Genomic DNA, 20784 nt, shown 5'->3' with positions numbered 1-20784 from the left:
CCGAGAGCAGCGCGATCAACAGCCAGGACCGCATGAACCGATCGATCCTCGTCAATCCCTATGTCCTCATTGCTCCAGGGTTTCTCCTCGCGGCATTCATCATCTTGTGGCCGCTCTACGAACTGGGAACGATCGCAACCCACGAGGTCAACCGCTTCGGCCAGTTGCGCGGCTTTTCCGGCCTCGACAATTTCATGTCGGTCATACGGGATCCCGAATTTCTCGGCGCCCTTGGCCGGACCGGCATCTGGACGCTGGCCATCGTCGGCGGCGCAATTGTGATCGGCCTGCCGGTCGCCATGATCCTCAATGAGGACTTCTATGGTCGCAGTGTCGCCCGCGTCATCGTCATGCTGCCCTGGGCGGTATCGCTCACCATGACCGCCATCGTCTGGCGATGGGCGCTCAATGGCGAAAGCGGCATGCTCAATTCCGGTCTGCGCGCTGTCGGGGTGCTGGACGCAAACGTTCAATGGCTCGCACAGGCCGCAACGGCCTTTCCGGTCCAGATCATGATCGGGATTCTCGTTACGCTTCCCTTCGCGATCACGATCTTTCTCGGTGGCCTCTCCTCGATTCCCGACGATCTTTACGAGGCGGCCAAGCTTGAGGGCGCCAACGGCTGGCAGATTTTCCGCGAGATCACGCTGCCGCTGCTCAAGCCCTTCATCAACATCGCCGTGGTCATGAACACGATCTACGTGTTCAACTCATTCCCCATCATCTGGGCCACTACCCAGGGCGGACCGGCCAATTCCACCGACATTCTGGTCACTTACCTCTATAAGCTGGGCTTCCGTTTCGGTCGGCTGGGCGATGCCTCGGCGCTTTCGATTATGATGTTCGCGCTGCTCTTGCTGTTCACCATCATCTATGTGCGGCTGGCCATGAGGGGAGAACGCTCATGAAGCTGACACGTAAGTGGAAGCGCACGATCGTATCCTGGGCCCTGCTCAGCCCGCTGATCGTCCTCGTCCTGTTTCCCTTTGCGGTAATGTTTTTCACCGCGGTCAAGCCGCCGGGAGAGGTTCTCCAGCCCACCTGGTGGCCCAGCGAATTCGTGTGGTCCAATTTCGTGACCATGTGGGACGCCACCAATTTCGGGCGCGCGCTCTGGAATTCGGTCTATGTGGCGTTTCTCTCCACGGCAATTGCGCTGGTGGTCTCCATTCCCGCCGCCTATGCCATGAGCCGGTTTCGCTTTGCCGGGCAGGGATTCTTCCGCCAGTTTCTCCTCGTTTCCCAGATGCTCAGCCCCATCGTTCTGGTGATTGGGCTCTTCCGGCTGGTGGTCTGGCTCGGGCTGCTCGACAACGTCAATTCGGTGGTGTTCGTTTATGCGGCCTTCGCCGTCGCGTTCAGCGTCTGGATGCTCCAGAGCTATTTCTCCACCATTCCCAAGGACCTCGAAGAGGCCGCTTGGATCGAGGGCGCAAGCCCCTGGCAGGCTCTGGTCACCGTATTCCTCCCGCTTGCCCTTCCGGCGATGACCGTCACAGCGCTCTTTGCGTTCATCAACGCCTGGAACGAGTTCGTCATCGCATTGACCATGCTGCGGTCCCAGGACAGCTACACGCTGCCCATCCAGGTGTTCTCGCTGGTCGCGGGCCGCTACACGGTCGAATGGCACCACGTCATGGCAGCCGCCTTCGTGGCGACCCTGCCGGTGGCACTCGTCTTCGCATGGCTCCAGCGCTATCTGGTGCGAGGTCTGGCGCTCGGCGCGGTCAAATAGCGCCGAGCGGAGAGAGAATGGATTGAAATGTGGGTCAGGCCTCGTCGCGCACTGCGTGGCAGGCCTGGCCGATCCAGTCCAGTCGCGGTTCCGGGATCAGTCCGTAATTGTAGAAATTCAGCCCGTTGCAGCCGGCGGCTTTCGCCGCGCGTGCCCGCCCTTCGAGCTGGTCGCCAGACCGGGTCTCGGGGTAAAACACCCGCAACCCGCCGATCAGCCACTTATCAGGCCCGATCAGCGCCCTCATGGCGTCGACCAGAGGGGTGATCTGGGCTGTTTCAAGGTCATAGAGCGACACCAGCAGCCCGTCGCAGGCCGCAGCGACCTCGCCATTGTCGATCCCCTCGCGCCACCCCTGCGCGCCCGAGATCACCACGATCGCGCTCTCGGGATGCGCCGCTGCCTTGATTTCGCGAACCAGTCCGGTCACTGGCGTTTTCCGCCATTCGAGGTAGGACACGAGAGCCTCATGGTCGGCGAAAGCCGCAATCCCCTTGGCTGGAAAACCGGGGAACTGCACCTCGGGCACCGCCCGGTCGCAGGCCGCTGAGATCATGGCCTTGGCCTCCCGCTTTGCCGCCTCCGCATCGACCCCGGCAGCGCCCGCCGCCGACACGCAGTGCGCGCAAAAGCAGATCGAGAGCAGGAATTCGTCTTCCGGGTTCAGCCCCATCCCGTCCTTCTCATGGTGATAGCCGTGGTCGAATCCCATGAACCCCGGCGTTTCCAGCTCCACGACCCGGGGAAGATACCGATGCGTCAGGTCCGCGACCAGGCCAGTCGCATAGGCGCGCACCGCGGGGCTCGAAGGGCAGAGGCTGAAATAGTTCGGGTCCCCGAAGGCGCTGCGCGTGACATGGCCAGGATGGGCCATGCCCAAACGCGTATTATGCAGGCACACCGTCCAGGACGAGGGCGCGATCCCGCTGGCTTCGCGCTGGCCATCGATCCGCGCCATCATGTCGCCGGCCTCCCCGACATGGTCGGCGACTAGGGGCGCGATCTCCTTGTCCGCCCAGATGGCCGCATCGGGTTTGAAATAGACGGTCCCATCCTGTGGGAAATAGGATTTGCGCTTCGGACTTCTGGGCTGCAGGAAATGGCCCGCATGGTAGGATGCGCTCAGGCTGACCGAATTGACCCCCAAGCGGTCCCGGGCTTCTTGGATGAAGCCATCGAAGCCCACATCGGCGATGTCCCAGGGATAGGTCCAGATCGAGAGGTGCATGGCGCCATCCTTTTCCAGTTTCGGTTAAGGCTCTCCCAGCCCCAGCGGGTCGGCGACCCTTGGCCAGATCGAGCGGGTCATTTTGCGGTAATCGGTTTTCGCCGGATCGGTAGGGTAGGTCGAGGGCGCCTCGAGATAAACGATCGCGCGCGACACCGGCTCGAACCCGGCGAAAAAGTGGTTGGTCGACTTGATGAGCAGGACGCGCTTGGCGGCGAAATCGATGCCCATATTGGAAAAGATGTCCGGCTCGTAGGTCTGGGTCCGGCTCGAGATCAGGATGATGTCGATCTCGGTGCCCACGATCCTCACCGTTGCCGCGCGCCCCAGCGTCACGCGCGAACCGCGAAAGCTCTGCCAGCCCTCCTGGCTCAGATGGGTGATCTCCACATACAGGTCGAGCGGGGCACCGGCCAGCGCGCTGGCCTTGCCGCCAATCCGCATCTCCAGGCGTCCGCCAAGCCCGGCCGCATGCGCGAACTGCACGGCGATCGGGTCCCAAATCGTCGCCACCCCAATGCTGTCGAAGCCGTTCTCGATCAACGCGCCGAGCACATGGGTGCCGTCGCCCGCACACCCGCCGCCCGGATTATCCCAGACATCGGCGATGGTCACGGGCTTGTCCCTGGCCGTCTCGATCAGCGCGGAGACCTTCTCCAGCCCCGGTGCGATCGGCAGGATGTCCATGGAGGTCTTGCCGCGCAGGCGATAGAGTTCTTCCCCGAGCCTCTGGGCCAGAGCGTCGCCTTTCTCCGGCGCATCGTCCGAAACCACCAGAATCCGCGTGCCCATCTCCGGAACATCGCCAGCCATGAAACCATGGATCACCGAGATCGAGAGGATGTCGTCCTCTCCCTCGAGCGCGCGAATGCGATCGACGAAAGACCGCATGGGCTCCTGGCTGGTCGGATAGATGCCGATCATCTGGCAGTCGAACACCGACATCTTCGGGCTGATCTCTCCGCGCATCGCCCTGAGGCTGAGCCCGACCACATGTTCGCCGCGCTCGAAAAAGTCCGTGTGCGGGAACTCCAGAAACGCCGCCGCAAGATCGAGAGCCTCGAGCCGCTTGGGCGTGAGATGACTGTGCGGATCAAATTCGGCGGAGACAAAAACGTCCCGGCCCACCAATGCGCGGATGCGCGTGAGCAGGTCACCCTCGCAGTCGTCGTAGCCCTGGGCCACCATCGCTCCGTGCAGGCCAAGGATAACTCCGTCCACCGGCAGCGCTGCCTTGAGTTGATCGAGGATTTCGTCGCGCAACTCCTCATAAGTCTCGTGCTTGACCAGCCCTGCGGGCTCCGCCCAGCTCGAGGAGCCTTCGATCACCTCGAGACCTTCTGCATCGGCGATGGTGCGCAGGATCAGGACCGGCGACGAACAGAGTGTCGGGGTCGCGGGGTGCTGGCCGGGTCCGGCATAGAACGCCGCCTCGAAGGCCGCACGATCTGTTGGCACCGGAGAAAACGTGTTGGTCTCGGTGGCCAGCGAGGCCGTGAAGATACGCATGCAACGCTCCGTTTGCGGGCCGTCCCCGGGATGAGTGGAGAGGGGATCCTGAGGCCGGGTCAGCCGCTGTCGTCCGGGGCGGGTTCGGCAGACCTGTGTTCAATGTAATATCTTGACACATAGGTGCCTTCAAGGCTGCCAGGGTGGCAAAAATGTATGTTTTTTACATAAGCGAATTCTGTCATTTCGCTCTTGGCGACGGTCCCCCGCGCCCAAAACTCGAGGACACGCAACGGCCGGTGCCCTTCGAGCGACTTCACCGCTTTTCCCCGCAGCCATTGCTCATGCACGGGAATGATGCGAAACCAAGGGATACACGATCAGAATATGAATGGAGCGGAGGCAGCGGGCGAGCATGCGCGCTGAGCGAGTGTTTGCATGCGCACTGAACGGACCGAAGAGATAACCGAAAGGAATACCAATGGCAGACAAGAACCCCGATAAGGGCTACGTAGCGATCCTTGGCTGGTCGCTGAACGCCATCGATGCGATCGATCGCTTTGACCGGCGCTATGTGATCGTGGCGCCGCCCTGGGCCGAAGAATACGCCAAGGCCAACGATATTCCTTTCATCGCCTGGGATTTCGACCGGCTCAACGAACGCTCCCATCAGATCGCGCAGATTCTCAAGGATGAGGGCTGCGATGTCGCCATTCCCCTCTATGAAGAGACCGTGGAATGGGCAGGGGCAATCAACTCGGTGCTGCTCGGCAACCCCCGGTTGCTGGGCCAGTCGATGCTGTTCCGCGACAAGTCGCTCATGAAGCGTCGCGCGCAGCTGGCCGGCATCCGGGTGGGCATTTTCGAGGAGGCCGACAACCACGCCGACGTCATCCGATTCCTCAAGCGGGTCAATCAGACGCTGCTCAAGCTCGATGGCGACGTGAACGACCCGATCCATTTCAAGGCGTTCGATAAGGCCGGTTGCCTGGGCCACCGTACGATCCGCACCGTCGAGGATGTCGATTCAATCTCCAGCGACGAGTTTCCCGCCCTGCTCGAAAGCCATCTGGACGGATGGGAGTTCGCGGTCGAGGCCTGGATCAAGAACGGCAAGATCCAGTTCCTCAACATCTCTGAATACGTGACGCTCGGCTATTCGGTGTTCGTGCCGGCCACGCCCGAACTGGAATCCTGGCGCACCAAGATCGAGGCGGAGATCAACAAGCTGATCGAGGCCTTCGAAATCGATTCCGGCTTCATCCACCCCGAGTACTTCGTGACCAGTGACGGCACCATGTACTTCGGTGAAGTGGCGTATCGTCCCCCGGGCTTCAATGCGCTGGAGTTGATCGAGCGAGCTTATGGGTTCAACGGCTACCAGGGAATTGTGCTCGCCTTCGATCCCAAGACGACGCAGGAAGAGCTGGACGCCTTCTTTCCCACGCCGGTAAAGGATGCCAAGGGCTATGCCGGTTGCTTTGGCGCCTATCCCCGCCGCCGTGTGGTCGAGCATATGCAGATTCCGGAAGAAACCGAGAAGCACCCGTATTTCGAGTTCCATGAACTCTCCCAGCCCATGGAGCAGAAGGTGACCAAACGAACCGCCTTTGGAACCCATTGGGGGCTGGTCTACTTCTTTGGGGATGACCCGCACCGTCTGCGTGATCTGCTCAAGGCGCAGGAGGAACTTGATTTCTATGTATAAACTGCGCGCTGGCCGGCACCTATGACCGGTGCCGAACACGGCGGTGAACCCGAGCGCCTGGCTGCCATTCTCGAAGGCGCGTTGTCCCGGCTCGAACAAGCGCGGCCGTTTGCCAAGGCCCGGTATCAGACCCAGGTGCTCGACGTGGCAGGCCGCCTGTTGGCGTGTCCCGATGGGATAGACCGGTTGCACGCTCTGGCGCCGCGGATCGACGCGGCCGGCATATTTGTCGGCTCCGACTGGGATGCGCCGGCCAATCTTCTGCCCGGCCTCGTCTCGGGGACACTGGAGTGGGGCACGCCCACAGCTGTCGCGGCCGAGGCCATCAGCCTGCTGCGGCTGCTGGCGGTTGCCGAGGGCCAGGCGCAGCACCCCACTATCCATGCCGCAGCAGCCCGGCGCTTCCTGACCCAGGTTCTTGCGCTCAATCTGCGCAGGTTCTTTGGGGCGACCGATGAGGCGACGCGCGCCACGGCCGGGCGGCAGGGCACGATAGAGGCGCTGTTGCGGTATCTCGTCGACCATGTGGGCTTTCAGGACGTTACGGGCGAACTGGTCACGGAGATCTGGCGCATCCTGCGCCAGCGCCCGATCCAGGTCGCCCACGTCAAGGACATGATCTCTCAGATCGCGATCACGCTAAGGGATCGCGGCAGCGACATCGGCGACAAGAGGCTTGGTGCGGATCGCCTCGTCTCGGCGCTTTTCGGACCGACGATTGCGTGCATGGACGACCCGGGACTGGGCCCCTATTGCGAGCGGCTGGCCGCCATGGACGAGAACGATCTTCGCCATGAAGCGCAGGGTCTTGCGCGGGCAATGCACGACACCGGCCTTGTCTCCGACTATCATGCCGCGTTCCTGCTCTGGGTGCTGGACACGGACCATGACGGACTGGCGCCGGAAGCGCTGGGTCTGGGCAATACGGGCCGCGACTGCTGGCGGTGCCATCGCGGCCTCGCCATCGAGCTGATCCGTCGTGCGGTGCGTCCTGAGACTGCGCAGGCGCTCTATGGCCTGTCGCTTTTGCTCGACCGCGGCATTCTGCATCATCCCCCTATCGTGCCGGCCCTCCGGCGCCAGCTCGCGCTCGTACCCTGCCCGCCGGTGGCCGAGCGGCTGTCTGCCGCTGCCCTCCATGCCGTGCCGCCCGCAGACCTGTTGCTCGCGGGCTGCATCATGGTGCTCGGCCAGCCGCTGGGCGTGGGCCAGGGCGCCAATCCCACCTGCCAGTCGGCGCGGGCCATCGCCATGTGGGCCCTCAATGATCCGGACTATCTGCTTCATCTGGTCGCCCAGGCCGCGCGGCTGGATACGGTGTCCATGCACTTCGAAGGACGCGCCATCGACTCTGCCGATCTGCCCGCCGGCCTTGCCGCCGGCGCACCGCTCGACGCCGATCCGGTGTCCGTGGTGCTGGTCCACCATCTCGATCGGATATACGCGGAGATGGGGCGCCTTTGCGCCGACCGGAGCGGCGATCCCCACATCTGGATCAACCCGGAGTTTCATGGCTGGTGGGTCGGCCGCGCCTGCGCGGTAGCTGTTGACGTGCCCACCGGCGCGCTGGCCGGAATCGAGGATTTCGTGGGCCGCTTTCACGCCGCATACCATCCTGCCTTCAATGGCGGCGAACCGGTGACGCACCCCCAGCCCGCAGGGATAGCTGCCACCGATGCCGGTGGGCGCTTCGTCGGCTGGCACGCGATCACCATACTGCGTGTCGCTCCGGACCAGGACGATGAGATGCGCGTGTACTTTTACAACCCCAACAACGATTCAGGTCAGGACTGGGGTCAGGGCGTCGTCGTTTCGACCCACGGATCGGGCGAGCGCCCCGGCGAAGCTTCACTGCCGTTCGAACTTTTCACCTCGCGTCTTTATCTGTTCCATGAGGACAGGCTGCGCCCGGATACGGCCAATCGGCCGCCCGCCGATGTTCTGGCGCGCACGGCAGATCTGGCCCGCCACAGCTGGAGCGCGGGACGCGATGAGATCGGCGGCGACGCCATCACGCGTCTGGCGTCGGTCGAGTCGACGTGAATTGATAGGGCTTTCCGGACGCGAAATACGTTTCCGGGCAGGAAACGCCAGAAAGCAAGAGCTTGGAGCTCCTGTTCCGATCCAATCAGAACAGGGTAGGCTCTGAACCGAATTTCTGGCATCGGGTCCGGAGCGGATGCACCTTTCGAGCGTTGCCTGCAGGGTACGCCGAAAGATCAACATCAGGAGCTTGTCTCGCATGCGCGTTTTCTCCAATCCCGTCGGGGCCGGTCTGCTTTGGTTCGATAACATCGCCACAGCCGACGGTACCCCGGTTGGCTATGACCCGCAGGCACGGGAATTCCTGCCAGCGCCGCCGTTCTGCGTGAACCGCAATGTGATCGGGTGCAACTGGATTGCGCCCGAACCGGGCGCGTTTTGCAGATCCTGTGCAATGACGGCGCTCGCGCCGGACACAACGATTGCCGATGCTGTAGGCAATTGGGCAAAGACCGAAGCCGCGAAGCGTTGGGTGCTCGACAATCTCGGCCGCTGGCACTGGTTCCGCCCCGAGGATCCGGGCGTCCGCCCGGTCTTTCACATGCTGGCCGAAGGCGTCACCCCGGTCGCGATGGGCCATGCCGATGGTGTGGTCACCATCAGCGTGGCCGAGGCCGATCCGGTGCTCAGCACAACGCGCCGCGAAGCCCTCGATGAGCCGTTCCGCACCATGATCGGTCACATGCGCCATGAGATCGCACATATGCTGTGGTGGCGTCTAAGCCTGCGGGACGATTTCCTCGATGCCTTCCGCGCCATGTTCGGCGACGAAAGAGAGGACTATGCGGCGGCCCTCCAGCATCACTATGGCGATGGACCGCCGCCCGATTGGAACCAGCGCTTCCTGACCGCCTACGCCTCCGCGCACCCCCACGAGGACTGGGCCGAAACCGCCGCCCATTTGCTGCATCTGACCGACATCACAGACAGCGTCGTCGCGGCAGGCTTCTCGATGCCGGAGCTGCCGTTTGCCGGCTGGGATCCTTATGCCGAGCCGGATGCAGACCGGCTGATCAGCATCGCGGTCTCCCTCGTTGCCGGGGTCAACCACGCCAATCGGTCCATGGGACTTTCAGACATCTACCCGTTCGTGCTCTCCGATACGGCAAGGCGCAAGCTTGCCTTCGTGCACGACTGGCTGCGCAGGGGGGCTCAAGGACGGTGAGCAAACCGAAGACCTGTTTCCGCCAGTCGTCTGAAGCTTGGCGCCACCCCGCAGCTACGAAAGGTTCGGGCTTGGTTTGGTAGTTTTCTATCCCGCGCTTGCGTTCGGGACCACACGTGTGAGGATATGCTCGATCTCGTCGGCGGCGGCTCTCAGCGGCACTTCGAGACCGGTGAGGGTGTCCAGCGGCGCGCGCTGAAGCGGTAGCGAAAAGCTGATATACATCGTGGGCAGACCCGGCGCGTTGATCCCCACCGCTATGCAGCGCACTCCGAGATAGGCTTCTTCGAGGTCGAGGGCATAGCCGTCGGACCGCACCTTCTCGACCCGCCTGACCAGATCCTCGCGCGAGGTGAGGGTATGGGGTGTGGTCGGTGGCAGGGTGTCGGGCAAGGTCTCAATAATGGCATCGTTGCCCGGCATCGCGAGCATCGCAAGACCACCGGCAGAGGCATGCAACGGATTGCGTCGGGTCGGGAGCGGCGCTAGTCTGACCATCTGGTCGACCGGGTCGACCCGGTCCAGGATCAGTTCTTCCTGTCCATCGAGAACTCCGAAATGGCAGGTTTCGCGCCAGTCTGCCACCAGCCGGCTCAGCGTGGGCTTCACCAGCCGGGTCAGGTCTTCGGCGCTCGCCGCTGCGGCCGCGGCGATCTCAAGGACTGCGAGCCCGATTGTATAGCGTCCGCTCGATGCATCGCGGCGTAGGAAGTGCATCGTCTCGAGTGTGCCGAGGATTTTGTGCAACGTGCCCTTGGGCAGGCCATGGGCACGCTGGAGCTCGGAAAAGCTGCGGGGTTCGGCGCTGTGGGTCACGTCAAGCAAAAGGCGCAGTGCGCGGCCCACGCTGCCGCCGAAATCGGCTTGCCGTGACATGTCGTCGTCCGTCGTGGGGCGCATGGGTCGGGGCTCGGATGGTGTAGCCATAGGCGGTCCTTAGCTTTTCTCAGCGGAGATGCCCGCAAGGGCGGCGCGGGCGAGCGAGATGTCCTCCTGGGTAGATGCGCCGCTCACACCGAGACCGGCGATAGGGCGGTCGCCCGACACCACGCAGACGCCGCCGCCGAGTGCCACGTATCGACCACCGGCAACGCTAGACAGGGTGTGCAGCGCACCGCCCGGCTGGTCAAGCGGGGTTATGGCCTCGGTGTCCATGCCGATAGCCGCAGCGGTGTAGGCCTTGCGCTGAGCCATCTCGAGCGAAATCAGGATCGCGCCGTCCATCCGGCGGAGCAAGACGATGTTGCCGTGCGCATCAATCACACAGGTCGTGACCAGCAGGCGGCGCGCTTGCGCCTGGGTTTCGATGATGGAGGCCAGCCGGTCGGCGAGCTCGAGCAGGGGCATGGCGGGGTCCTTGGAATGAATGCTGTCGCAGGGATTCGAGTTTGCTATTGCGAACATGGTTCGCATATGAGAACCTTGCATGCAAGGATGACATTCGGGCCCGACCCGGTGCGCAAGGAGTGAGGGAGGAGGACGTGATGAAATACGCGTTCAACACATGGTGCTACAGCAGTTTCCCCAGTTGGCTTCCGGCCTATCCGCTCGACACGGTGATCGATCGGTTGGCCGACATCGGATACGACGGAATCGAAATCGGGTGCGCGGCACCCCACGCCTGGCCCGACTATCTCGATGCCCCATCGCGTTCAGCGATACGCGAAAGGCTCGAGGCACGCCGGCTTGCGGCCGCTTCCCTGCTCCCTGCGCCTGGCGGCGGGCCGGGCGCCAACCCTGCCTCAATCCTGGAGCGGGAGCGCGACTGGACCCGCGAACATTACAAAGCGGTGGTGGATCTTGCGGCTGATCTCGGCGCGTCGAGGGTGCTCTATATCGCCGGCTGGCAGATTTCCGGGGTCACCCGCAGCCAGGCATGGGCCTGGAGCCTCGAAACCCTTAAGGCCGTGGCAGCCCATGCCGAGACCAAGGGCGTCACCATCTGCGTGGAGCCAACGCCAGCCGATTCCAATCTCATCGAAACGCCCGATCAGGCCCTCGAAATGATGGATGCGGCCGGACATTCCAATATCAAGGTGATGTTTGACACCTTTCATGCGCTCTACCGCAATGAAGACCCGGTAGATGCCGTCAGGCGCATGGGCAGCCATCTCGATCACGTGCACATGTCCGACCATGACCGGCTGGCGCCGGGAAGTGGGGGCATGGACTTTCGTCCGGTGATGGAAGCGCTGCTCGAAGCCGGGTTCGAGGGCTTTGTGACCATGGAAGTAGGCTTCACCGCTCGGTCGGCTCATCCCGACTCGATCGCGCGCCGGTCGTTCGAGCACCTGCGCGGGCTCGAAAGCCAGCTTCTCGGGCAGGGGAGGTGATCGCATGAAGATCGGCTGTCATTGCCAGACCTGGGGCGGCGTGCATGGGCATCCTGCGGGGGTGGGGTCCATCAAGGACATGGTTTACCGCGCAAGGCCTCCATTTGCCCGCGCAACCAAGGAGATTCGGCTGGTCGGCTTCGAAGGGATCGAGGCCTTCGACGGCGATGTGATCGAATGGCATCAGGCACGCTTGGATGTCGCGGCGACAGGGCTGACCCTGAGCGGAGTCTACACCGGAGGGCAGTTCATCTATCCGGACGCATGGGCCGATGAGCGCACCAAGTTCGAGCGGGTCATAGATGCCGCGCGGGCCTTGGGCGCGCGTAATCTCGTGGTCGGGGGCGGCGCGGTTCGTGCCAACGGCGTCGGGCCCGATGATTGCGCGATGATGGCCGACCGGCTCGACGAGCTCGCGGGGATAGCAGACCGGGCCGGGCTGGTAGCGCACTTCCATCCTCACCCCCATCCCGACGGATACAACCAGGATCAGGTCGAGAATATTCTCGGGCGGACAGCCATCGGGCTGTGCCCCGATCTGGGCGTACTTGCCAAGGGGGGAGTCGAGCCGGTCGACTTTTGCAGGAGGTACGCGAGCCGCATCAGCTATCTCCACCTCAAGGACAGTCGGAATGGGCAGGACATTGAAGTAGGGCAGGGCACCGTCGATATCGAAGGCGTCGTCTCGGCCCTTGTCGATGCCGGCTTCGATGGCTGGGTGGTCGCCGAACTCGATGCTTCAGAGAGCACGCCCTTTGCCAGTGCTCAAGCCATGCATCGGCACATAGAGACCAGACTGATTCCGATCGCGAGGGGGACAAGAGCATGAAAACGCTGCGTTTCGGGTTCATCGGTGCCGGCTTCATGGGCAAGGCCCACGCTCAAGCCATCCGCGCCTTGCCCATCTGCTTTCCCGATCTGGAGGTGGATCTTCAACTGCAGGCGGTCGCCGCATCGAGCGCCGCTACGGCCAAGGTGGCTGCACGGCGTTTCGGTTTTGCCGAAGTGGAAGAGGACTGGCGGACGCTGATCGCACGCGAGGACATCGACGTGGTCTCGATCCTTACGCCCAACCACCTTCACCATGAGATGGCGCTGGCCGCTGCTGCAGCCGGCAAGCACATCCTGCTCGAAAAGCCTATGGCGATGACCGTTGCCCAGTGCGAGGAGATGGAAGCCGCCGCACAAAAGGCGGGCGTGCGCACCATGCTGTGCTTCAACTACCGGCGGACGCCTGCCGTGATCCATGCCCGTGCGGTGATCGATCAGGGCTGGTTGGGACGACCCCGCGCCTTTCGGGGGCGCTACCTTCAGGACTGGCTGGCCGATCCGGACGCTCCGGTCAATTGGCGGCTTGCAGGCAGTTCCGCCGGCAGCGGCACGCTTGGGGACATCGGCTCCCATGTGGTCGATTTTGCCCATTATCTGCTGGGCGATATCGATCGGGTGAGCGCGATGCTGCGCACGTGGGTTGCCGAGCGCCCGAGCGATGGCGGCGGGCGTCAGGCGGTGGATGTGGACGACGAGGTCATGTGTATGCTCGAGTTTGCCAATGGCGCCATAGGCTCGATCGAGGCCACCCGCTTCGCGCCCGGCCGCAAGAATGATCTGGGGTTCGAGATCAATTTCGAGAACGGCTCGCTGGCGTTCGACTATGAGCGCATGAACGAGCTCAAGGTCTGCGATTTCCGCAGCGATGAGCCGGACTTCAAGACAATTCATCTGGGGCCGCGGCACCCCTACGGCGCCCATTTCTGGCCCATCCCGGCGCTGGGCATGGGGTACCATGAGGTAAAGATGATCGAGATCCATGATTTCGCGCGCGCCGTGGCCTTCGGGGAGGCAGTCCACCCCGATTTCGCGGACGGGGTGAGAAACCAGAAGGTGCTCGCCGCCATCCAAGCTTCGGCGGGCCATGGTGCCTGGCATGCGGCCTGAAAGGATAGATCAATGGACCTCAAAAAGATCGAACATGTCGGCGTCATGGTGTCGGACATGAACCGCTCCATAGACTTCTATACTCGAGTGCTGGGACTGTCGCTGCGCGAGCGCCGCCCGTTCCGGACCCTCGAGCTTGCCTTTCTCACCATTGGGGAAGCCGAGATCGAGTTGATTGCCGGTGAGGACCATCTGCAAGGAGATGCTCAGGTCAATCACATCGCCTTTTCCGTTTCCAGTCTCGAGGACGCGGTGGCGGCGGTCAGGCAGGAGGAGCCGGACGTGCCCTTCACCGATGCCATCGAGCTATGGCCCGGGGCGCGCTGCCTGTTCTTCCGGGGACCAGACGGGGAGCGCCTCGAATTCGTGGAGCGCCACTAGAACGGCATGATCCGAGTAAGGCAGGGGACGGGGAGGGACCGGTGAGCAAAACGCGTTTCGACATAGCGGTTCTGGGAGGAGACGGGATCGGACCGGAGGTGCTCCGATCGTCACTCGATATTATTGACGAGGCCGCGCGCCTCGCCGGTGGCTTTTCGCTCGACTACACTTGGCTTGAGGCTGGCGGGGGCTGCTACCAGAGGACGGGAGAGGCATTTCCAGGCGAGAGCCGCGCGGCCGCCCACGCCGCCGATGCCGTTCTGGTAGGGGCGATGGGGGTGCCTGGCGTCACCCATCCCGATGGAACGGAAATCGCGCCCCAGCTGGAGCTGCGCTTCGATCTCGATCTTTATGCGGGGCTGCGCCCGATCCGCTCGATCCCCGGTGTGCCGAGCGTTCTCGCCGATTCCCGGGCCAATAGCATCGACATCATGATCGTGCGGGAATCGACCGAAGGGCTGTTCGATTCAGCTGGCAAGGGCACGGTCACCGACGACACCGCTGCACGTGACTGGCTTACCGTAACCCGCCATACCTCGGAGCGACTTTTCGACCGCTGTTTCGAGCTGGCTCAGGCCCGGGCCGGCAGTGAGGGCAAGGGCAAGGTCACCTGCGTGGACAAGGCCAATCTCTTCACGGCACTTGCCTTCTTCCGCAAGATATTCGACGAGCGTGCCGCCCGCTTCACCGATATCCAAGCCGACCATGTCTACGTCGATGCAATGGCCCAAAGATTGGTTCTCGAGCCATGGGCGTTCGATGTAATGGTCATGGAAAACATGTTCGGCGACATCCTTGGCGATCTGGGTGTCGCGCTGATCGGAGGCGCCAATTATGCGCCCTCGGCCAATATCGGCGACCGCCATGGCGTCTTCCAGCCCTGTCACGGAAGCAGCACAGGGCATGCCGGAACAGGTAAGGCTAACCCTACAGCCATGATACTTTCAGGAGCCATGATGCTGGACTGGATCGGACTTGGACACGGCATGGCGGCACCCCGCGCAGCCGCAAACGCCATCGTGGGCGCGGTGGACAGTGCCTTTGCATCCGGAAATCTCACGCCGTTCGACCAGGGTGGCAGGGATGGGCTGGATGCGATCGCGCAAGCCATTGGCTCGCATCTGCGATAGCATCTTCCCGCCTTCACGTACGGGCTTGACGGACCCAGGGTGAGATGTAACAGTTATCAGTCAGCAGATGACTTATAAGTTTTGCGGTATCGGGTCAGGTAGGAGGGGCCCTTTACCGCGAAAACGGCGGCAGTCGGGACCGGGCCGGAGGGGCCCGCGGCTGCCACATTCGTAGAGACCAGAGGGAGGAGACCATGGCTCTAAGACATCTTCTAGCATCGGCGACTGCGCTCGGCACGGCACTGGCCATGTCCGGCGCCTGGGCACAGGACGAAACGGTAGATCTCGTCTACGCCACCCCCAACGCCGTGACCACACTCGAACCGACACAGGTTTCGGGATTTTCGGACCACACCGCGACTCTTGCGGTCTTCGGCACCCTGATGTTCAACTTCGACGGGCAGACCGGGGACGTCGGGTATTATCCCTATCTCGCGGAATCGGTCGAGGCTACGTCCGACACCACATGGCGCATCACGCTGCGCGAGGGCCAGACGTTCCACAATGGCGAGCCCTTGGATGCCGAAGCGGTCAAGTTCTCGCTCGACCGCATTCAGCATCCGGACTTTCCTTCGGGGCGGTATCTATCCAATGCGCCGATCGAGAGCGTGGAGGTCATCGACGAGCTAACCGTCGATGTGCACACCTCCGAGCCAATCGCAATCATGCCGGCCCGCCTGCTCAGGGCTGATGGCTACATCGTGGAGCCCGGACATTACGCCGACGAACCTCCATTTGAGAACATCAGCGAGACGGCCTTCGATCCTGTCGGTGCCGGCCCATTTCGCTTCGTCGAGCATATTCCCGACGATCGGCTGGTTCTCGAGGTCTTTGAGGATTTCGAAGATCCGCGGGGCTATGAGCGCCCCAATTACGATCGGCTCATCCTGCGGGTGATCCCCGAGACCTCCACCCTGATGGCCGAACTTCTTCAGGGCAATGTCGATATCGCGCCGATCCCGCCTGAGATGGTTCCTGTGGTCGAGAACGCCGAGAACCTGCGCGTGGTGGCCGGTCCCGATACCACACGGGCCACGTTCATCATCAATCAGGCTGCCCATCCTGCGCTCGCGGACAAGAGGGTGCGCCAGGCCATCAACTACGCCATCGATGTGGAGTCCCTGCGTCAGGCGCTCACCGGCGGCGAAGGCCAGCGCATCGCCACCCACGCCAACCCACCCAACAATCCCGACGACCTCGAACCTTACCCCTATGATCCGGACAGGGCTCGCGAACTGCTTGCCGAGGCGGGATATGAGGATGGCTTCCAGCTCGACATCGACTGGAGCACGCCGGCGGAAATCGGGCGTATAGCAGAGGCGATCGTCCCCTATCTCGAGGAGGTGGGTATCCAGGTCGGCGAGGTGCGCGAACTCGAATGGGGTTCGGTCTACATCCCGCGCCAAACCGAGGGCACGCTTGCTGCACTGCACGGCCATGGCCATGGCGGTGTGGAAATGACCGTGGAGACCGATCTGTGGACCTTCCATCCTGACCGAGCGACCAATTCCGCCAACTGGGAAGGCGAGGCCGAGGATCGGTTCGTCGAGCTCTATGATGATCTGCGCAATGCGGTCAATCCAGCAGAGCAGGAGGAGATCGGTCACGAGATCCAGCGGCTGATCCATGAAGAGGCGATTGCCGTCACCTTCTGGCAGATGCCGCGCTTCATGGCGGTATCTGACCGGGTGGGCCATTTCATTCCCTATCCCGGCAGCCACAACGAAGACTTCTGGACCATCCGGATGGCCGAGTAGCCAATTGTTGCGCGGGGGCGGCGCGGTTTGCCGCCGTCCCCGCGCACCCGGGCTCAACCTGCGGAGTCGATCGTGCACGCATTCATCATTCATCGCCTGGCTCAGGGAGCCCTCGTGCTGTTGATGGCGCTGACCGCGGCCTTCCTTCTGATGTACGTGATCGGTGACCCGGTCATAGCCATCGTGGGCGCCGAAGCGGACCGCGCCACGATAGAGAATGTGCGCCAGCTCTACGGGCTCGATCGCCCGCTTTACGTTCAGTACTTCTCGTTCCTCACAAATGCCCTGCAAGGCGATTTCGGCATGTCGGCCCGGTATCGGACCGAGGTGTTTCCCCTGATGCTCCAGCGTCTGGTCGTGTCCATCGAGATCGCGCTCCCCGCATTGGTGCTCGCCATTTGCCTCTCGATTCTACTGGGCGTGGTCAGCGCTGCCTACCGCAACAAGCTCCCCGATTACCTCGCGCGCATCGTTGCTCTGGTCGGGCAGGCGGCACCCATTTTCTGGGTGGCCATCATGCTCATCGTCATCTTTTCGCTGGCGCTGAACTGGCTGCCGGCATCCGGCAGGGGCACTTGGCAGCACATGGTTCTGCCAACCATCACCCTGGCGCTCTGGCCCACGGCCTACCTCACTCGCATCATGCGCGGCTCGATCCTCGATGTCCTGGGTTCGGACTTCATCCGCACGGCGCGCGGCAAGGGACTGGCGCCCATGGCGGTGCTGTTCAGGCACGCCCTTCGCAATGCGCTCATACCCTTCACCACCGTATCGGCCATGCAGTTCGCCACGCTCCTTGCCGGGTCGATGATCGTGGAGACGATCTTCAACTATCCCGGCCTCGGACTTCTCATGATCAACGCCATTCGCCAGCTCGATATCTCGCTGGTGGCCGGCTCAATTGCACTCACCGCCTCGATCGCGGTCGTGATGAACTTGGTCGCAGACATTCTCTACGCGGTAATCGATCCGCGAGTGAGCCGCTGATGAGCACCGCACCCATGACCCGAAAAGACACCCCCGTTTCCGGTTCCCCCAGTGCCGCCACCTCGATGGTGGACCGCGAGGACATGTCTCTCAAGCCTTCTCGCACCTGGATGCATGTCGCGCGTTCGCTCTACCGGTCCAAGCTGGCCTTCTTCAGCCTGATCGTCATTGGCATCCTGGCGCTCATTGCGATCCTTGGCGCGGCCATCGCGCCTTATCCCCCCTCCCAGCAGAACCTGCTCCACACCTATCTGCCCCCTGCATGGGTAGAAGGCGGCAGGCTCGAATTTCTTCTGGGCACCGACAATGTGGGCCGCGACATCCTTTCGCGGATGATCCCCGGCGCGCGGATCTCGCTGCTCGTCGGTGTCGCGGCCGTAGTGGTCGGCGGCTTCATCGGCACGGTGCTGGGGCTGATCGCCGGGTATTTCGGGGGCTGGGTGGAGGCACTGATCATGCGTCTCGTGGACCTGCAGATCGCCTTTCCCGCGATGTTCATCGGACTGATCGCCATGGCCCTGCTGGGAACCGGCATCGTGGAACTGATCTTCGTGATAGCGCTCGTGCAATGGGCTTATTACGCCCGGGTGGCGCGTGCCGAAACCATCAAGATCAAACGGATGGAATATTTCCACGCCGCCCGCGCGCTCGGGGTTCGCACGGTCCCCCTCATCGCCCGGCACGTGCTGCCCAACGCCATCGGTCCGCTCCTCGTGGTCGCGAGCTTCTCGCTGTCCACGGCAATCTTCTACGAGGCGGCGATGAGCTTTTTCGGGCTGGGCGTGCCGCCCAACATTCCCACCTGGGGCAACATGCTGGCCGAGTCGCGCAACACGCTCCTGCTCAACATGTGGGCGCCGGTTTTCCCCGGTCTCGCCATCACTATCACCGTCCTGGCCTTCAACCTGCTGGGCGACTGGATGCGCGATTATTTCGACGTCACCCAGCAGAACAACTGACCAACGAGAGAGACTTATGACCGAACGGCCCAACCGCGACCATCTGCCGAGGATTGAGGGAGACTGGCAAACCAGCGCTCCACTGCCCAAGGCCAGAAGCGAAATAACCGCAACCTATCTGGACGGCAGGATTTACAGCTTTGGCGGTGTCCACAAGGGCTATACGGTCGATAATGCCGAGGTGTTCGACATCAAAAGCGAGACATGGCAGCCCATCCGTCCGCTGCCCGTGCCGCTCGATCACACCATGGCCGTTGCGGTCGCTGACAAGATCTACATCCTGGGCGGATCGCTCTCGGCGACAAACGAGATTTCGGGTGACAGTGTCGAGGAGATGATGGCCGTCACCAACTGGGATTTCGCGCCCCGGACAGCCGTCTACTGCTACGACCCGGCGCTCGACCGGTATGAACGGCTCGGCCCGATGCCCCTTGCCCGGCTGGGGCACTCCGCGGTTCGCATGGGGCGTCACATCTACAGTGTTGGCGGCCAGGGGCCGAACCCGAGCGTCATGCTGCGCTATGACGTCGACGCCGATCGCTGGGACTTTCTGCCCGGCATGCCGAGCTTTCGTGAGCATCAGGCGATCGCGGCGATGGACGGCCGCATTTACGTGGTCGGCGGCCGCTGGCCCGATCCGCTGGATCCCGAGGCCACATTCATGATCGGGCAGGTCAATACCGGCGCCAACGAAGTCTACGATCCCGGCTCGATGAGTTGGGGCACGCTCGCGCCCCTGCCCACGCCGCGTGGCGCAGGATATGGCGCCGTGCTCGACGACCTGTTCTATGTCGCGGGCGGGGAGGTACTCGACAGCCCTGGCCGGCTGACCTTCGGGGAAGTCGAAGCGTTTGACCGCAACACCAATTCCTGGCTCGTTGCGCCCGATCTACCGACCCCGCGCCACGGCTTGGCTGTGGTGTCTGATGAGGACCGGCTGTTCGTGATTGGAGGCGGGCCCAAGGCTGCCTGGGACCAGACTGATGTGGTCGAGATATTCACGCCCCGCAACCGGAGGACCGCCCCATGATCGCGAAACGCCCTTTTGGACGCACCGGTTGGGATGTGACCGAGATCAGCCTGGGCTGCGGGACCCATGTCGAGGACTGGAACGCCGAGGAAGAGCGCAACTTCTCCAATACGGTGCACCACGCGCTTGATATGGGCATGAATTTCTTTGACACCGCGGACAGCTACAACACCGAGGAATGGCTAGGTAAGGCCCTCGGCGCGAGCCGCAGCGACGTACTTGTGTCTACCAAGGTCGGCAAGTTCGCTCAGGGAACGGGCCACGCGCTTTCCTATGCTATCCCCGAGCATGTTCTGCTGTGCTGCGACGCATCGCTGGGCCGGCTCAAGACCGACGTGATCGACCTCTATATATGTCACCTCGATCCCCCCGACGACGTGGATGTCTTTCTCGAGGCATTCTCCCGGCTCAAGCAGCAAGGCAAGATCCGCCATTTCGGAGCCTCGACCAACAAGCTAGACGTGCTCAAGGCAATGAACCGGGACGGTGACTGCGCCGCCTGCCAGTTGGACTACAACATGCTGGACCGCCAGCCCGAAGCCGACATCTTTCCCTACTGCAGGGAAAACGGCATCGCGACGATCATTCGCCGTCCCCTCGACAAGGGCATTCTCTCGGGTAGGCTGACCGCCGATCAGACCTTCACAGACTGGGTCCGCAAGCGCTGGAACCAAGGGGCCGAGCGCGAGGCCTACCAGCGCAAGATCGCGCAGGTTGAGGAGCTCAAGGACCTCGAGACGCCCGAGCGCACGCTTGTTCAGGCCGCGATCCAGTTCGTTCTCGCCAATTCCGATGTCAGTTGCACCATTCCCGGAGCGTCGAGGCCTGATCGGCTCGATGACTATATCGGCGCGCTCCAAACGTCACTTTCCGCCCAGGACCAGGCCCTGATCGACAGGGTTTCCGCTCCACGCGCGTTCTGATCCTTCCAATCGTCAAAG

General features: G+C 62.7%; 19 protein-coding genes. 15 read left to right on the top strand and 4 right to left on the bottom strand.

Features of this window, described 5'->3' with window-relative positions; genetic code table 11:
• Positions 1-32 precede the first annotated feature (32 nt).
• Both EO136_RS08000 and EO136_RS07995 read left to right on the top strand, forming a co-directional pair.
• Positions 33-908, top strand: a complete 876-nt coding sequence (locus EO136_RS08000) for a carbohydrate ABC transporter permease (RefSeq protein WP_127143926.1) — start codon at positions 33-35, stop codon at positions 906-908.
• A complete protein-coding gene (locus EO136_RS07995) occupies positions 905-1735 on the top strand; it encodes a carbohydrate ABC transporter permease (protein WP_164730495.1) in 831 nt (276 codons plus the stop codon). The genes EO136_RS08000 and EO136_RS07995 overlap by 4 nt, the downstream gene beginning before the upstream one ends.
• Positions 1736-1769: 34 nt before the next feature.
• Here EO136_RS07995 and EO136_RS07990 read toward each other — a convergent pair whose 3' ends face one another.
• Together EO136_RS07990 and EO136_RS07985 are read right to left on the bottom strand one after the other, a co-directional pair.
• Entirely contained in the window at positions 1770-2963 is a 1194-nt protein-coding gene (locus EO136_RS07990) for a hypothetical protein (protein WP_127143925.1), read from the bottom strand.
• Between the two features lie 24 nt (positions 2964-2987).
• Complete coding sequence (locus tag EO136_RS07985; protein ID WP_127143924.1) at positions 2988-4472, bottom strand: M81 family metallopeptidase; 1485 nt, start codon at positions 4470-4472, stop codon at positions 2988-2990.
• A gap of 421 nt (positions 4473-4893) precedes the next feature.
• Here EO136_RS07985 and EO136_RS07980 point away from each other — a divergent pair, with 421 nt between their 5' ends.
• From EO136_RS07980 to EO136_RS07970, 3 genes are all read left to right on the top strand, one after another.
• Complete coding sequence (locus tag EO136_RS07980) at positions 4894-6120, top strand: ATP-grasp domain-containing protein (RefSeq protein ID WP_127143923.1); 1227 nt, start codon at positions 4894-4896, stop codon at positions 6118-6120.
• A gap of 21 nt (positions 6121-6141) precedes the next feature.
• A complete protein-coding gene (locus EO136_RS07975) occupies positions 6142-8163 on the top strand; it encodes a hypothetical protein (RefSeq protein WP_127143922.1) in 2022 nt (673 codons plus the stop codon).
• A gap of 199 nt (positions 8164-8362) precedes the next feature.
• On the top strand, positions 8363-9328 hold the full coding sequence (locus EO136_RS07970; protein ID WP_127143921.1) for a zinc-binding metallopeptidase family protein: 966 nt from the start codon (positions 8363-8365) through the stop codon (positions 9326-9328).
• A gap of 87 nt (positions 9329-9415) precedes the next feature.
• Here EO136_RS07970 and EO136_RS07965 read toward each other — a convergent pair whose 3' ends face one another.
• Positions 9416-10204: an IclR family transcriptional regulator gene (locus EO136_RS07965; RefSeq protein WP_164730494.1), complete on the bottom strand. Its 789-nt coding sequence runs from the start codon at positions 10202-10204 to the stop codon at positions 9416-9418.
• A 60-nt stretch (positions 10205-10264) separates the two neighbouring features.
• Positions 10265-10675, bottom strand: a complete 411-nt coding sequence (locus EO136_RS07960; protein WP_164730493.1) for a GlcG/HbpS family heme-binding protein — start codon at positions 10673-10675, stop codon at positions 10265-10267.
• 137 nt (positions 10676-10812) lie between these two features.
• Here EO136_RS07960 and EO136_RS07955 point away from each other — a divergent pair, with 137 nt between their 5' ends.
• From EO136_RS07955 to EO136_RS07910, 10 genes are all read left to right on the top strand, one after another.
• Positions 10813-11661 (top strand): sugar phosphate isomerase/epimerase family protein, encoded by an 849-nt coding sequence (locus tag EO136_RS07955; RefSeq protein WP_127143918.1) that lies wholly within the window; start codon positions 10813-10815, stop codon positions 11659-11661.
• 4 nt (positions 11662-11665) lie between these two features.
• Positions 11666-12490, top strand: coding sequence for a sugar phosphate isomerase/epimerase family protein (locus EO136_RS07950; protein WP_127143917.1), 825 nt, complete (start codon positions 11666-11668; stop codon positions 12488-12490).
• Positions 12487-13599 (top strand): Gfo/Idh/MocA family protein, encoded by a 1113-nt coding sequence (locus EO136_RS07945; RefSeq protein ID WP_127143916.1) that lies wholly within the window; start codon positions 12487-12489, stop codon positions 13597-13599. Before EO136_RS07950 ends, EO136_RS07945 begins: the two co-directional genes overlap by 4 nt.
• Positions 13600-13611: 12 nt before the next feature.
• Positions 13612-13980 (top strand): VOC family protein, encoded by a 369-nt coding sequence (locus EO136_RS07940; RefSeq protein ID WP_127143915.1) that lies wholly within the window; start codon positions 13612-13614, stop codon positions 13978-13980.
• Positions 13981-14021: 41 nt separating this feature from the next.
• Positions 14022-15110, top strand: coding sequence for an isocitrate/isopropylmalate dehydrogenase family protein (locus EO136_RS07935; protein WP_246018299.1), 1089 nt, complete (start codon positions 14022-14024; stop codon positions 15108-15110).
• A gap of 194 nt (positions 15111-15304) precedes the next feature.
• On the top strand, positions 15305-16867 hold the full coding sequence (locus tag EO136_RS07930; RefSeq protein WP_127143913.1) for an ABC transporter substrate-binding protein: 1563 nt from the start codon (positions 15305-15307) through the stop codon (positions 16865-16867).
• A gap of 72 nt (positions 16868-16939) precedes the next feature.
• Positions 16940-17854 carry an ABC transporter permease gene (locus EO136_RS07925; RefSeq protein ID WP_127143912.1) on the top strand — a complete coding sequence of 305 codons (915 nt, stop codon included), beginning with the start codon at positions 16940-16942 and terminating at the stop codon, positions 17852-17854.
• Positions 17854-18813 (top strand): ABC transporter permease, encoded by a 960-nt coding sequence (locus EO136_RS07920; protein ID WP_127143911.1) that lies wholly within the window; start codon positions 17854-17856, stop codon positions 18811-18813. Before EO136_RS07925 ends, EO136_RS07920 begins: the two co-directional genes overlap by 1 nt.
• 16 nt (positions 18814-18829) lie before the next feature.
• Positions 18830-19843, top strand: a complete 1014-nt coding sequence (locus EO136_RS07915; protein ID WP_127143910.1) for a Kelch repeat-containing protein — start codon at positions 18830-18832, stop codon at positions 19841-19843.
• Entirely contained in the window at positions 19840-20766 is a 927-nt protein-coding gene (locus EO136_RS07910) for an aldo/keto reductase (protein ID WP_127143909.1), read from the top strand. The genes EO136_RS07915 and EO136_RS07910 overlap by 4 nt, the downstream gene beginning before the upstream one ends.
• Positions 20767-20784 lie beyond the last annotated feature (18 nt).

The organism is Pelagibacterium montanilacus, assembly GCF_003992665.1.
Lineage (GTDB): Bacteria > Pseudomonadota > Alphaproteobacteria > Rhizobiales > Devosiaceae > Pelagibacterium > Pelagibacterium montanilacus.
Note: the sequence above shows the minus strand (reverse complement) of the source record. Positions and strands in the feature narration are given on the sequence as shown.